This is a genomic window from Frondihabitans australicus (genome assembly GCF_003634555.1).
Classification (GTDB): Bacteria; Actinomycetota; Actinomycetes; order Actinomycetales; family Microbacteriaceae; genus Frondihabitans; species Frondihabitans australicus.
In genome coordinates this window covers 2655533-2667999 of sequence record NZ_RBKS01000001.1, presented here as the reverse complement: position 1 = coordinate 2667999, position 12467 = coordinate 2655533, and the positions used below count along the sequence as shown (strand labels likewise).

Genomic DNA, 12467 nt, shown 5'->3' with positions numbered 1-12467 from the left:
GCGAGTACCCTTGCTCCGATGACTTCTCGCGACTTCCACCGCCCCGCCCAGTTCGGCGGCCGAGAGTTCGAGGCGTTCCAGGGTGGCGACGATCCTGCGGTCATGCACCGTGTGGCGCACGAGTCGGCGGCGGCGCTGCTGGCCCGGGTGCGGCAGGATCCCACGCCCGAGATCCTCGACCGCCTCGTCGCGTTCACCGATTCGCACGGCATCGACGCGCTGGCCGAGCTCTGGGCAGGAGCAACGCCCCACTCGCTTCCCGGCGCCCTGTGGCGCATCTACCTCACCCGCGCGGTGATCCGTGCGAACCCGGACGACATCACGTACCTGTTCGAGCGCGGCGTGCGCGAGCTCTCGACGATCGACCCCGTGGTCGTGGGGGCTCCGGCGCCGGCGAGCCCGGAGGAGATCGTCGAGCTGGCCGACACGATCCTGCGCGGCGTGTTCGACGGCGACTTCGGCCTCGCCCTCGACCGCGGCGCCTCGTTCTGCCGGATCGCGGCGGCGGGCGCCACGAGCGTGGCCGACGACGTCGACGTGGTCGAGCCGGACCGCTCGAGCGAGTTCACCCGGCGGGGCCTGCGGTTCTCCGAGCTCGCCGCCGACCTGTCGGCCTGCGCCGGCCTGTGGCGCGACGGCAGCCTGACCTAGGGGCCGCCCCGCCCGACACACCCGCGTTGCACGTGTTCGCCGAGTGCGGAAGCGGGCCACCGCACGGCACGAGGTCGCTACAGTAGAGGACGCCGGGCCGCAGTAACCCCGGGCTCCAAATTTAGCCGCTTCGAGCGGCCTCGCGCCGAGAGGCGTTCTGCGGCCCGGCGCCTCTGTGTCTGCTGGCCCTCGTGTGTGCAGGCCTTCCGGCTGCTCCTGCGCCCTGTGCCTCCTGCATCCCGTGCTCTGGCGACCCGTCGATTCTGCCGATACAGGGTGTCGAGAGACGAACTCGCTCGTTCGCAAAGATTTTCTGCGATCGGAGCAAACCACCCGGGCGGGTGCGCCGAACACCCTTGCGAGAGAAAGACCGCGTCTTCATCGACATGCGAACCGCTCATCCGATCGGTTCACTGCGGCGGACCTCTCGTGCGACCCGGGCTTCTTGCCATCCCAGACGGCCATCGCACGAGAGGCCCTCCGCGGTAGCCACCCGCCGCATGTCGTGTGCAGATGCAGGTACGACCTGACATGCTGGTACTCGTGAGCCGCGACATCGACGAGCCTGATGCGGGTGTGAGCGATTCCGCCACGCCCGAGCAGCTCCTCGCGCGGGTCGCCACCGGCGATCGGGTCGCCTTCGCCTCGCTGTACGACCAGACCGCTCCGAGAATCCTGGGGCTCATCAAGCGGCTGCTGAAAGACCATTCACAGTCGGAAGAAGTGACCCAGGAGGTATTCCTCGAGATCTGGCAGCAGGCATCGCGCTTCGACTCGTCGAGAGGCAATGCCGCGAGCTGGATGCTCACCATGGCCCACCGCAGGGCGGTCGATCGCGTCAGGGCCAGCCAGTCCAGCCGCGATCGGGACACCAAGATCGGAATCCGCGACTTCGACACCGAGTTCGACTCGGTGACCGAGCAGGTCGAGATCCGCATCGAGCACGAACGAGTCGAGCGAGCGCTCGACAGGCTCACCGAACTCCAACGTCAGGCAGTGACGCTGGCCTACTACGGCGGCTACTCGCACAGCGAGGTGTCGTCGATGCTGAACGTGCCGATCGGCACGGTCAAGACCCGACTTCGAGACGGAATGATCCGTCTCCGCGACGAACTGGGGGTGGCGTCATGAGCAACGACGACGACAACACCTTCGGAGGCGACGGCATGGACGAGATCGACGCGATGTCGGCCGCCTACGCGCTGAACGCCCTCACCGACCCCGAACGAACGCTCTTCGAAGAGCGACTCCACGACAACCCCGACCTGCAGAGAGAGGTGGCCGAGCTGAACGAGACAGCACTCCTTCTCGGCCGCGCCGTCCCGCCGGTCACACCCTCCGCAGGCCTCCGCTCGAGCATCCTCGACCTGCTCGACTCGACGCCGCAGCTTCCGGCACTCACGCTCGTCCCTCCCGTGGCCGACAGGGCGCAGGATGCAGCAGTCCTTCCGCCCGAGACCTCCCCCCGGGCGACGGGGCCCGCCGTGGTCACCGTCGGCGAGGTCGCCTCCGGCGAGCTCCTGCGGCCCACACCCCTCGCCCACCAGCGCTGGTTCCTGCGGCCCGCCGCTCTGCTGGCCGGTGCGGCCGCCGCTGCCGCGCTGTTCTTCGGCGGCGGTGCGATCCTCAACCAGCATCAGCCGGCACCCGTCGTGTCGCAGATCGCCGGACCCACCGCGAACAGCTCGACCGACGCGTCGCGGATCCTCGCGGCGAGCGACGTCCAGCACGCCTCGGCGAAGATCGCCGCCGGCGGCACCGCCACCGTCTACTGGTCGGCCGCGCTCGGGCAGTCCGCCGTCGTGCTCGACGGCGTCGCTACGCTGCCGACGTCGAAGACCTATCAGCTCTGGTACATCAACGGCGCCGTGATCAAGTCGGCCGGGCTCGTCTCGACGAAGTCGGGCACCCTGACTCAGGTGCTGAAGGGCGACCTGACCTCAGGCGCCACGGTCGGCATCACGGTCGAGCCGAAGGGCGGCTCGAAGCAGCCGACCACGACGCCGATCGCCGCGATCCCGGTCTAGGTCTGCCTCGCGGCTCGGGTGGGCCGCACGCGTTGTCAGCGGCACCACTCGCACCCTGCGCCCGGGAGGATGTTCTTCCTCCCGAACGCGCACCGGTGCCATTGCCGCCCGGTGGGCTCTCGCTTCGGGAGGAACTCGGCGGCGTCCGGAAGGAAATCGGCTCGGCGAGCGACGCCCCGGGAGGAAACTGTGCGCCCTCCCGCCGCTCAGGAGGACCGTCGGCCGGCATCTCCTCCCGAACGCACGACACACCCACGAACGCCGACGGCCCCGCCCCCACGAGGGGAGCGGGGCCGTCGCCGTCAGACGGGAGCGCCGATCAACCGAAGCGGCCCGAGACGTAGTCCTCGGTGGCCTGCACGGTCGGGTTCGAGAACATCGTCGCGGTGTCGTTGTACTCGATGAGCTTGCCGGGCTTGCCGGTGCCGGCGATGTTGAAGAACGCCGTCTTGTCGGAGACGCGCGACGCCTGCTGCATGTTGTGGGTCACGATGACGATCGTGTACTCCTGCTTGAGCTCCTCGATGAGGTCCTCGATCGCGAGGGTCGAGATCGGGTCGAGAGCCGAGCAGGGCTCGTCCATGAGGATCACGTCGGGGGAGACCGCGACGGCGCGCGCGATGCAGAGGCGCTGCTGCTGTCCGCCGGAGAGGCCCGAGCCCGGCTTGTCGAGGCGGTCCTTGACCTCGTTCCAGAGGTTCGCGCCGGTGAGCGACTTCTCGACGAGGTCGTCGGACTCGCTCTTGCCCATGCGGCGGTTGTTGAGCTTCACGCCCGCCAGGACGTTCTCGCGGATCGACATCGTCGGGAACGGGTTCGGGCGCTGGAACACCATGCCGACCTGACGGCGGACGAGCACCGGGTCGACGCCCGGTGCGTAGAGGTCGTTGCCGTCGATGAGGACCTCGCCCTCGACGTAGGCGCCGGGGATGACCTCGTGCATGCGGTTGAGCGTGCGGAGGAACGTCGACTTGCCGCAGCCCGACGGCCCGATGAACGCCGTCACCGTGCGGGGCTCGATGGTGATGTTGACGTCTTCGACGGCACGGAACTTGCTGTAGTAGACGTTGAGGTCTTTGACTTCGATGCGCTTGGACACGTGGTTCCTTTTTCGGGGTTGCTGCGTCGGGCTGGGTCTGGGGTGGCGGCTAGCGTCCGCGCGGGGCGAAGAAGCGGCCGATGATGCGTGCGATCAGGTTCAGGGCCATGACGATCAGGATCAGCACGAGTGCGCCGGTCCAGGCCCGCTCCAGGTACGGGGTCGCGTCGGGCCCCTGCTGCGCGTACTGCGTGTACACGAAGACCGGGAGCGTCATCATCCTGTCGCTGAAGAGGTCGTAGTTCATGTCGGTCGTGAAGCCGGTCGTGAGCAGCAGCGGCGCGGTCTCGCCGATGACTCGCGAGATGGCGAGAACGACGCCGGTGGCGAGGCCGGCGAACGACGTCGGCAGCACGATCTTGACGATCGTGAGCCAGCGGGGCACGCCGAGCGCGTAGCTCGCCTCGCGGAGCTCGTTCGGCACGATCTTGAGGATCTCCTCGCTCGACCGCACCACGATGGGGATCATCAGCACGCTCAGGGCGATGGAGCCCATGGCGCCGTTGCGGATCGCGGGGCCCGCGATGAGGGCGAAGAGCGCGTAGGCGAAGAGGCCGGCGACGATCGAGGGGATGCCGGTCATGACGTCGACGAAGAAGGTGATCGCGCGAGCGAGGCGGCCGCGGCCGTACTCGACCAGGTAGATCGACGTCAGGATGCCGACCGGCACGCTGATCAGGGTCGCGAACGCGGTGATCTCGAGTGTGCCCACGATCGCGTGGAGGGCGCCGCCGCCCACGCTGATGACGTTGCGCATCGAGTAGGTGAAGTACTGGACGTCGAAGCGGGCGACACCGCGCGAGATCACCGTGTAGACGAGCGACACGAGCGGCAGGAGCACGACGATGAAGGCCGACATCACGAGCGACGTGACGAGGCGGTCCTTCGCCTTGCGGCCCCCCTCGACGACCATCGAGATGACGACGATGAGGACGTCGAACAGGATCGTGCCGAAGAAGAGGGCGCCGACGATGTTGAAGTCCTTCGTCGACCCCGATGCCTTGAGCAGGAGGAAGACGGCGACGAAGATGGCCCAGCTGATCGCGAGCAGGCCCCAGGGCGCGAACTTCGGCAGCTTGCCGGCGGTCAGCGTGTTGGCGCGGGTGTTGCGGACGGCGACCGACATCAGTTGGCTCCCGAGAAGGCCTTGCGGCGGTTGACGATGAAGCGTGCTGCCATGTTGATCAGCAGCGTGATGACGAAGAGGACGAGGCCGGAGGCGATGAGGGCGTTCAGGCCGACGCCCTGGGCCTCGGCGAACTGGAGCGCGATGTTCGCGGCGATCGTGTTGGGGTTCTGGCTGCCGAGCACCGCGAAGCTGATCACGGTGGCGGGCGAGAGCACGATCGCGATGGCGAGGGTCTCACCGAGGGCGCGGCCGAGGCCGAGCATGATTGCCGACACGATGCCCGAGCGGGCGAACGGCAGGACCGCCATGCGGATCATCTCCCAGCGCGTCGCGCCGAGGGCCAGTGCGGCCTCCTCGTGGAGGCGCGGTGCCTGGAGGAAGATCTCGCGCATGACGGCCGTCATGATCGGGATGCACATCACGGCCAGCACGATGGCGGCGGTGAGGATCGTCTTGCCGGTGCCCGAGACGGGGCCGGCGAAGAGCGGGAACCAGCCGACGTGGTTGACCAGCGTGTTGTAGAAGGGCTGGACGAACGGCGCCAGGATCAGGACGCCCCAGAGGCCGAACACGACCGAGGGCACCGCGGCCAGCAGGTCGATGATGTAGCCGAGCACCTGGCTGATCCGGCGCGGCGCGTAGTGCGAGATGAAGAGCGCGATGCCGATCGAGAGCGGCGTCGCCATCAGGAGGGCGAGGAACGCGGCCCAGACGGTGCCGAAGACGAGGGGCCCGACGTACGACCAGAAGTTCGTCGCCTGGTCGGGCAGGGTGCCGACCTTGGCCGTGAGGGCCGGGATCGACTGGACGATGAGGAACAGGGCCACGGCCGCGAGGACGACCAGGATCAGGGTTCCCGCGACGACTGTCGAGAGGGAGAAGACCCTGTCGCCGAGCCGGACCGTGGCCTTGGGCCGGCGGTCGGTGCGGGCGGGGGATTCCGCGGATGCGGTCATGAAGTCGAATTCCTGCTCTGGCCCTGTGGCCGCATGACTGTCGGGTGATGGAGCGTGTTGCCGGTGGTGCGGAGGTGCTGGTGGAGCCGGGTGGTGCGCGGTTCAGACGAGTGAACCAGACGGGGCCTGGGTCGCGGTAGATCCGCGACCCAGGCCTTCATCGGGGTGTTACTTGATGGTGGCGGCGGCGGCCTGAGCCTTCGTCGACAGCGAGCCGGAGAGCGGCGCCGAGCCGGCCTGGCCGGCGGCAGCGGTCTGAGCGGCAGGGGTGGTCACGTACTGGGCGTACGCCTTGACCTCCTTGCCGACAGCGGCGTCCTTGTAGTTCTGGCACGCGATGAGGTACGAGACCAGGACGATCGGCCAGTCGCCCTTGGCGGTCAGCGAGCGGTCGATGTTGACGGCGATGTCGTTCTTGGCGCGGCCCGAGACGAGCGGCGACTTTGCGACGACGGCGGCAGCACCCTTGGCGCTGATGTCGGTGGCGGTGCTGCCGACCATGAGCTTCGCCTTCGACAGGCCGGTCGCGCCGGAGTCGTCGATGTAGGCGATCGAGTTGGTCGAGTTCTTCACGGCCGAGGCGACACCCGGGGTGCCCTTGGCGGCGTCACCGACCTTGTAGGGGAACGTCTGCGAGGCCGGAGCGGTCCAGACGCTGGACGCCTGGCTCGAGAGGTACTCGGTGAAGTTCTGCGTGGTGCCCGAGTCGTCCGAGCGGTGCACGACGGTGATCGAGGCGTCGGGGAGCGTGGCGCTCGAGTTGAGGGCCTTGATCGCCGGGTCGTTCCACTTGGTGATCTTGCCCGAGAAGATCTTCGCGATGGTGGAGGCGTCGAGGGTGAGGTCGGTCACGCCGGAGACGTTGTACGCGATCGCGATGGGCGAGATGTAGACGGGGATGTCGATGCCCTTGGTGCCGGCGGCGCACGCGGCGAACGAGCCGGCGAGGTCGGCGTCGGCGAGAGCGGCGTCGGATCCGGCGAAGTTGGCGGCGCCCGAGGCGAAGCTGGTGCGGCCGGCGCCCGAGCCCTGGGGGTCGTAGTTGACGGTGGCGTCGGGGTTGGCCTGCTGGAAGCCCGCGATCCAGGTGGTCTCAGCGGTGCCCTGAGCGGACGAGCCGATGCCGTTGATGGTGCCCGAGACAGGCTTGGCGGTCGAGGTCGACGAGGCGGCGGGAGTCGACGACTCGTTCGCGGCGCAGGAGCTGAGGGCGATCGCGGCCACAGCGGCGATGGCGGCGATGCTGCCGATTCGCTTCTTGTTCACAGGGGTTCCTTTTCGGGAGTGAAGTCACGTTGCAGGACTGGGCCGGTGCTGACCCGCGAGCGACGCTACGGTGACGCGTTAACGAGGGTCGCCCGTACTGGTGAACGGATGGTGAACGGCCGGAGAACAAGCGCCGGGCACTCTGAGGAGTGCCCGGCGAGGGAGTAGGGGGCGCAGGAGCCCGGAAAACCGGCCCCTCTAGACGGTCGGCCCGTGCGTCTCGACGGCCACGAGAGTGCCGTCGCCGACGGAGACGTGCAGCACCGTGTAGTCACCGGTGCCGAGCGAGGAGAACCGCCGCAGGTCGAGCCGGTGGCCCCCCTTCGTCTGCGCGGAGACCTGCCGGATCACCTCGGGCAGGACCGGCCCGTGGCTGCACACCACGGCGCTGACGCGCTTCTTGAGGCGCTTGCGGACCACGCCGGCGACGTCGTCGGTGCCCGTCTCGTAGGCGTCCTGGCTCACGTCGTCGGTGTTCTTCACGCCGACGTGCGTGCGGGTCGACAGTGGCTCGACCGTCGCGAGGCAGCGTGCCGCCGTCGACGACACGATGCGCTGCGGGGCCCAGGCCGCGATGGCCGGCGCGATGCTCTTCGCCTGGCGGCGGCCCGCAGGAGCCAGCGGCCGGGTCGCATCCGCACCCGACCACTCGCCCGGAGACAGCGCCTTCGCGTGACGCAGGGCCACGATCGCGAAGGTGCGCGCCTGGTCGGTGGCCACGCGGTCGGCGAAGCGGTCGAGCACCTCTGCGTCGCGCTCGTAGGTCAGCTGGGCCCGGGCCTTGGCGAGCGGGACCCACTCGATCAGCTGCACCTCGTCGTTCGGAACGAACGGGCCCGCGGCGGCGAAGGCCTCGTCGTCGACCTCGGCTGCCCAGTAGTGCACGACCTTGTCGCGGCCGCCGGGCAGGAGGTACTCGGCCGTGCCGAGCGGCGCGCCGAGCGCCACGCGGTAACCCGTCTCCTCGCGGATCTCGCGGACTGCGGTCTCGGGCGTCGCCTCGCCGGAGTCGACCTTGCCCTTGGGCAGCGAGACGTCGTGGTGGTGTTCGCGGTGGATGAGGAGCACGCGCACCTTGCCGTCGACCAGGCGCCAGCACACTGCGCCAGCGGCCACGACGGTCGAGGCCGTGGCGGAGCCGGTGCGCGTGAGCGTGCCGTAGTCGCGGCTCACCGCGCCGAGCGCCTTCTTCTGCTGATCTCGCGCATGAGTCCATCTTGCATGTCGTTCAGGGGTTCACCCGAATCGCTGCGCGAGACGCGCTCCCACGACTGGTCTTCGGTGAGGTGCCACGACGCCGTCTCGGGCGACATGGCCAGGTCGAACAGGTGGCTCACCTCGTCGAGGTGATCGGGCTGGACGAGTCGCACGAGGACCTCGACGCGGCGGTCGAGGTTGCGGTGCATCATGTCGGCCGAGCCGATGAACACCTGCGGGTCGCCGTCGTTGTGGAACGCGAACAGGCGCGAGTGCTCGAGGTAGCGGCCGAGGATCGAGCGGACCCGGATGTTCTCGCTCAGGCCGGGCACGCCGGCCTTCAGCGAGCAGATGCCGCGCACCCAGATGTCGATCGGCACCCCGGCGTTCGAGGCGTGGTACAGCGCGTCGATGACCTCCTCGTCGACCATCGAGTTGATCTTGATGCGGATGCCCGAGGGCTTGCCGGCGCGGGCGTTCTCGGCCTCGACGGCGATCCGCTTCACGAGCCCCTTGCGGAGGTGGAGCGGCGCCACGAGCAGGCGCTTGAACTTCTTCTCGATGGCGTAGCCGGAGAGCTCGTTGAACAGGCGCGTGACGTCCTTGCCGACCTGGTCGTCGGCGGTGAACAGGCCCATGTCTTCGTAGATGCGGCTGGTCTTGGGGTTGTAGTTGCCCGTGCCGATGTGCGTGTAGTGGCGCAGGCGCCCGCCCTTCTCCTGGCGGATCACGAGCGCGAGCTTGCAGTGGGTCTTCAGGCCGACCAGGCCGTAGACGACGTGGACGCCGGCCTTCTCGAGCTTGCGGGCCCAGGTGATGTTGTTCTGCTCGTCGAAGCGCGCCTTGATCTCGACCAGGGCGAGCACCTGCTTGCCGGCCTCGGCCGCGTCGATGAGAGCCTCGATGATCGGGCTGTCGCCGGAGGTGCGGTAGAGCGTCTGCTTGATGGCGAGCACGTTCGGGTCGGCGGCGGCCTGCTCGAGGAACGCCTGCACGCTCGTCGCGAACGACTCGTAGGGGTGGTGCACGAGGACGTCGCGGCGCGAGATGCTGGCGAAGAAGTCGGGCTTCATGTTGGGCTCGGTCGGCAGCAGCTGCACGGCCGTCGTCGGCAGGTGCTTGGCGTAGTGCAGCTCGGGGTTGGAGATCTTCGCGATCTCGAACAGGCCGGCGAGGTCGAGCGGGGCCGGGAGCCGGTAGACCTCCTGGTCGGTGATGTCGAGCTCGCGGACGAGGAGCTCGAGGGTCACGGCGTCCATGTCTTCCGTGATCTCGAGGCGGATCGGCGGACCGAAGCGGCGGCGCAGCAGCTCTTTCTCGAGGGCCTGGATGAGGTTCTCGGACTCGTCCTCGTCGATCTCGACGTCTTCGTTGCGGGTGACGCGGAAGACGTGGTGCTCGACGACCTCCATGCCGGGGAACAGGTCCTGGAGGTGGTTCGCGATGAGGTCTTCGAGCGGGATGAAGCGGAGGCGGCCGCTGTCGTCGTCGGGCAGCTGCACGAAGCGGGGGATCACCTGCGGCACCTTGAGGCGCGCGAACTCCTCCTTGTTCGTCTTGGGGTTGCGCACCCGGACGGCGAGGTTCAGCGAGAGGCCCGAGATGTAGGGGAACGGGTGCGCCGGGTCGACCGCGAGCGGCATGAGGACCGGGAAGATCTGCGTCGAGAAGACGTCGTGCATCATCACGCGATCGGCCTCGTTGAGGTCGGACCACATCTCGACGTGGATGCCGGCGGCGTCGAGGTCGGGCTTCACGTGGTCGGCGAAGGCGCGGGCGTGGCGCAGCTGGAGCTCGTACGCGCGGGTGTTGATGGCGGCGAGCACGTCGCTCGGCGCGGTGCCGACGTTGGTCGGCACCGCGAGGCCGGTGGCGATGCGGCGCTTGAGGCCGGCGACGCGCACCATGAAGAACTCGTCGAGGTTCGACGCGAAGATCGCGAGGAAGTTGACGCGCTCGAGCAGCGGGGTGGCAGGGTCTTCGGCGAGCTCGAGGACGCGCTGGTTGAAGGCGAGCCAGCTGATCTCACGGTCGAGGTAGCGGTCGCCGGGCAGCGTGCCGTCGTCGTCGAACGAGACGATGTCGTCGAAGTCGTCGAGGAGGTCGTTCGAGACGGCCGCACCGTCGACGTAGGGTTCGCTGTCCATTGCTCAATCCTGCCACCGCGAATGAACGCCGGGGGTCGCCCTGCGTGAACTGTTGGTAACTCCCGCGAGGCGACCGCGCTGTGGAGGAGAGGCGGTGCGGACGCCGCGCCTCAGCGGTGCAGGAGGTACTGCACGTCGACGGCGTGGTCGACGAAACCGCGAGCGGCGTACAGGCGCAGCGCGGCCAGGTTGTCACCCTCGACGTACAGGGAGGCCGTGCTGACGCCGCGGGCCGCCAGGCGCTCGAGCCCGGCGTCGACTGCGGCGCCCCCGAGGTGCTGCCCCTGGCGCGACGGCGAGACGGCCACGGCGTAGAACTCGCCGGGCTCCTGCGCGCCCTCGATCTTCAGCCAGCAGAAGGCGACGAGCTCTGTGCCGGCCCAGAGCATCAGCAGGTCGTCAGGGTCGAACCACGACTCGGCCTTGCGGGCGTCGAGGTCGCCCTGGGTGAGCGAGCCCTGCTCGGGGTGGTCGGCGAAGGCGCGCGCGTTGAGGTCGAGCCAGGCCGCGTCGTCGACCCCCGGGCGGAACGCCGAGACGACGACCCCGTCGGGCAGTCGCGGTGCGCTCGGGTGCGACGCCACCGGGGCCCGCTGCTGCAGGAGCCGGCGCACCGCATCGAACCCGAACTCGCCCGCCAGTGCCCGCCCGCCCGGGTGATCGCCGTGAGACCACACCGCCAAATCGCCCGTCGACGCGTCGAGCACCTCGGCCAGGAGCGCCCGCCCGAGCCCGTGGCGGCGGTGCGTCGGCGACACGACCAGCTCGGCCTCGCCCGGCCGCAGGATCGCGAGAGCCTCTCGGCCCCCGAGCACCTCGGCCGTCCTCGCCGCCGCTTCCACCAGCGCCTGATCGGAGAACGGGGGAGCGCCGTCGGCGGCCTGCGCCTCTGCGGCGAGGGCGCGGACGATCGCGATGTCGGGGGTCGAGCCGCCGCTCACGTCAGCTCGAGGCCTGCGGGAGCTCGCGGGAGTCCTCGTCGTAGACGTTGAAGCGGTAGCCGACGTTGCGCACGGTGCCGATGAGCGACTCGAGGTCGCCGAGCTTCGCGCGGAGGCGCCGCACGTGGACGTCGACGGTGCGGGTGCCGCCGAAGTAGTCGTAGCCCCACACCTCGCTCAGCAGCTGCTCGCGGGTGAAGACGCGCGACGGGTGCGTGGCGAAGAAGCGGAGGAGCTCGAACTCCTTGAAGGTGAGGTCGAGCGGGCGGCCGTGGACCTTGGCGGAGTAGCTGGCCTCGTCGATGACGACGCCCGAGGCCTGGATCTTGCTGCCGGACTGCGACTGCGCGAGACGGCCGGTGACCAGGCGGATGCGCGCGTCGACCTCGGCCGGGCCGGCGGACTCGAGGATCACGTCGTCGACGCCCCACTCGGAGTTGACGGCGGTGAGGCCGCCCTCGGTGAGGACGAGCACGAGCGGCACGGTGACGCCGGTGGTGCGCAGGATCTTGCAGAGGGCCTTCGCGCTGGCGAGGTCGCCGCGCGCATCGACGAAGATGAGGTCGCTCGAGGGGGCGTTCACCAGGTGCGACGGCTCGGCGGGGATCTGCCGAGTGCGGTGGCTGAGCAGAGCCAGCGACGGAAGGACATCGCCGGACGACGCAGAGGTGAGGACCAAGAGCTGCGCCACACGACCTCCAGTAGATACGGACTGCGTCGAGTCTAATGGGGGATGATGAGCCCGTGGAAACCATCACCCGACGCGCACGCCTCCGTCTCGCCACCACCATCCCGGTCTGGGTCGTGGCGATCATCGGCGCCGTCGTGGTGGGCGCGACGGTCCACGGCGACCGCTTCCTGGTGTGGCTTCCGATGGTGCTCGGAGCGACGGTGATCCTCACCTTCTGCCTCCAGCTCGCGACCCGCGAGAAGGACGGCCTGGTCGACCGCGCCATGCTCAGCCTCGCCGGGAGCTTCGTGGTGCTCGCGATCGCGACGGCGATCCTCGCCCTTCTCTCGATCTGAAGAGACCGGGCGATCTGAAGCGATCCGG

At 69.0% G+C, this 12467-nt stretch carries 12 protein-coding genes; 4 read left to right on the top strand and 8 right to left on the bottom strand.

Annotated features, from left to right (window positions below):
* The first annotated feature begins 18 nt into the window (after positions 1 to 18).
* The 3 genes from C8E83_RS12525 (at position 19) to C8E83_RS12515 (ending at position 2678) form a co-directional block, all read left to right on the top strand.
* Complete coding sequence (locus tag C8E83_RS12525) at positions 19 to 651, top strand: DNA-directed RNA polymerase subunit beta (protein ID WP_121370204.1); 633 nt, start codon at positions 19 to 21, stop codon at positions 649 to 651.
* A gap of 531 nt (positions 652 to 1182) precedes the next feature.
* The gene (locus tag C8E83_RS12520) at positions 1183 to 1782 is read left to right on the top strand and encodes a sigma-70 family RNA polymerase sigma factor (RefSeq protein WP_121370203.1); all 600 of its coding nucleotides are present in this window, start codon (positions 1183 to 1185) and stop codon (positions 1780 to 1782) included.
* Positions 1779 to 2678 (top strand): anti-sigma factor, encoded by a 900-nt coding sequence (locus tag C8E83_RS12515; RefSeq protein WP_121370202.1) that lies wholly within the window; start codon positions 1779 to 1781, stop codon positions 2676 to 2678. Before C8E83_RS12520 ends, C8E83_RS12515 begins: the two co-directional genes overlap by 4 nt.
* Before the next feature lie 319 nt (positions 2679 to 2997).
* Here the strand turns inward: C8E83_RS12515 and pstB are convergent, their stop codons facing one another.
* The 8 genes from pstB to C8E83_RS12475 all read right to left on the bottom strand — a co-directional run bounded on the left by pstB (position 2998) and on the right by C8E83_RS12475 (position 12104).
* The gene (gene pstB / locus C8E83_RS12510) at positions 2998 to 3777 is read right to left on the bottom strand and encodes a phosphate ABC transporter ATP-binding protein PstB (protein ID WP_121370201.1); all 780 of its coding nucleotides are present in this window, start codon (positions 3775 to 3777) and stop codon (positions 2998 to 3000) included.
* A 49-nt stretch (positions 3778 to 3826) separates the two neighbouring features.
* On the bottom strand, positions 3827 to 4903 hold the full coding sequence (gene pstA / locus C8E83_RS12505) for a phosphate ABC transporter permease PstA (RefSeq protein WP_121370200.1): 1077 nt from the start codon (positions 4901 to 4903) through the stop codon (positions 3827 to 3829).
* A complete protein-coding gene (gene pstC / locus C8E83_RS12500) occupies positions 4903 to 5862 on the bottom strand; it encodes a phosphate ABC transporter permease subunit PstC (RefSeq protein ID WP_121370199.1) in 960 nt (319 codons plus the stop codon). The genes pstA and pstC overlap by 1 nt, the downstream gene beginning before the upstream one ends.
* A 168-nt stretch (positions 5863 to 6030) precedes the next feature.
* Positions 6031 to 7128: a phosphate ABC transporter substrate-binding protein PstS gene (gene pstS / locus C8E83_RS12495; RefSeq protein ID WP_121370198.1), complete on the bottom strand. Its 1098-nt coding sequence runs from the start codon at positions 7126 to 7128 to the stop codon at positions 6031 to 6033.
* A 198-nt stretch (positions 7129 to 7326) separates the two neighbouring features.
* Positions 7327 to 8301: an NUDIX hydrolase gene (locus C8E83_RS12490; protein ID WP_121370197.1), complete on the bottom strand. Its 975-nt coding sequence runs from the start codon at positions 8299 to 8301 to the stop codon at positions 7327 to 7329.
* Complete coding sequence (locus C8E83_RS12485) at positions 8298 to 10472, bottom strand: RNA degradosome polyphosphate kinase (protein WP_121370196.1); 2175 nt, start codon at positions 10470 to 10472, stop codon at positions 8298 to 8300. The genes C8E83_RS12490 and C8E83_RS12485 overlap by 4 nt, the downstream gene beginning before the upstream one ends.
* A 110-nt stretch (positions 10473 to 10582) precedes the next feature.
* Entirely contained in the window at positions 10583 to 11413 is an 831-nt protein-coding gene (gene mshD / locus C8E83_RS12480; RefSeq protein WP_121370195.1) for a mycothiol synthase, read from the bottom strand.
* Position 11414: 1 nt separating this feature from the next.
* Positions 11415 to 12104 (bottom strand): winged helix-turn-helix domain-containing protein, encoded by a 690-nt coding sequence (locus C8E83_RS12475; protein WP_121370194.1) that lies wholly within the window; start codon positions 12102 to 12104, stop codon positions 11415 to 11417.
* Positions 12105 to 12157: 53 nt separating this feature from the next.
* Between C8E83_RS12475 and C8E83_RS12470 the strand changes: the two genes are divergently transcribed.
* Positions 12158 to 12439 (top strand): hypothetical protein, encoded by a 282-nt coding sequence (locus C8E83_RS12470; protein WP_121370193.1) that lies wholly within the window; start codon positions 12158 to 12160, stop codon positions 12437 to 12439.
* Positions 12440 to 12467: the final 28 nt, after the last annotated feature.

What these genes read in the sequence shown, in the direction of transcription:
- C8E83_RS12525 (WP_121370204.1), top strand. Translation starts at nt 19, where the DNA reads ATGACTTCTCGCGACTTCCACCGCCCCGCCCAGTTCGGCGGCCGAGAG.
- C8E83_RS12520 (WP_121370203.1), top strand. Translation starts at nt 1,183, where the DNA reads ATGCTGGTACTCGTGAGCCGCGACATCGACGAGCCTGATGCGGGTGTG.
- C8E83_RS12515 (WP_121370202.1), top strand. Translation starts at nt 1,779, where the DNA reads ATGAGCAACGACGACGACAACACCTTCGGAGGCGACGGCATGGACGAG.
- pstA (WP_121370200.1), bottom strand. Translation starts at nt 4,903, where the DNA reads ATGTCGGTCGCCGTCCGCAACACCCGCGCCAACACGCTGACCGCCGGC.
- pstC (WP_121370199.1), bottom strand. Translation starts at nt 5,862, where the DNA reads ATGACCGCATCCGCGGAATCCCCCGCCCGCACCGACCGCCGGCCCAAG.
- C8E83_RS12485 (WP_121370196.1), bottom strand. Translation starts at nt 10,472, where the DNA reads ATGGACAGCGAACCCTACGTCGACGGTGCGGCCGTCTCGAACGACCTC.